Raw genomic sequence first — 761 nt, forward strand, 5'->3', positions numbered from 1 at the left:
TGTCGAGTAGACGACACCTGTTACCAAGTGTCGCCCCTCTAAGAACCCAGCGTGCAACTTTCACCGCACTAGGCTCAAGCCTTCACGAAGGCACCAGTTGGCACCCAGCAACTTACAAAGCAGTGAGAGCAGGCTCATGCCAAGAGTTGCGACTTTGCCTCTTTGACTTTCTCTTTGCCAAGTATTCTTGGTGTTGAGGATCAAAAGGTGTAGCGGCACTCCTGATTTTCACATGTCTCTCTATCGGCACTTTGGCTATTTGAAACAGATTGAACTGACAATCCATATTCATGATCTTCTTCCAACCGTGAAATTGCCATTGACCTTGACGGTTGATGAAGTATTTAAGAGCGACCCAAGTTCTAGACTTTGTTGGATGACGCCTTTTAGCCCAGTGCCATAACGCATGGAATAGCTTGTGACCTACATATCCGAATACCTGTTTAGCTACACAGTGTCGATAGTAATTCGACCAGCCCCTGAGTTTCGGATTTACCAACTTGATTAAATCGTTAACGGGGATAGTTGCGTGCTTTTTGATGAGTTCACGCAAGTTACTCAAGAACAGCAGTGTGTTGGATTTGCTCGGTTTAATGAGCAATTTCCCTTTGTACTTCCTATGATTAAAGCCTAAGAAGTCAAAACCACGGCTGATATGGGTAATGTGCGTTTTCTCTTCGGAGAGTGTTAAGCCTCTTTCTGCTAAGAAATCAGCAATCAACGGTTTAATATCGTTCTCCAGCACTTCCTTTGAAGCACAG

1 protein-coding gene is annotated in these 761 nt (G+C 44.7%); it reads right to left on the reverse strand.

The genetic code is table 11. From position 1 onward, the window contains the following. Window positions 1-112 precede the first annotated feature (112 nt). Window positions 113-761: group II intron maturase-specific domain-containing protein (locus tag EYW48_RS21340; protein ID WP_277433062.1), on the reverse strand; the 649-nt coding region annotated here is incomplete at its 5' end.

Origin of the sequence: Vibrio sp. 1180_3 (assembly GCF_029478545.1) — a bacterium.
GTDB classification, from domain to species: Bacteria; Pseudomonadota; Gammaproteobacteria; order Enterobacterales; family Vibrionaceae; genus Vibrio; species Vibrio aestuarianus.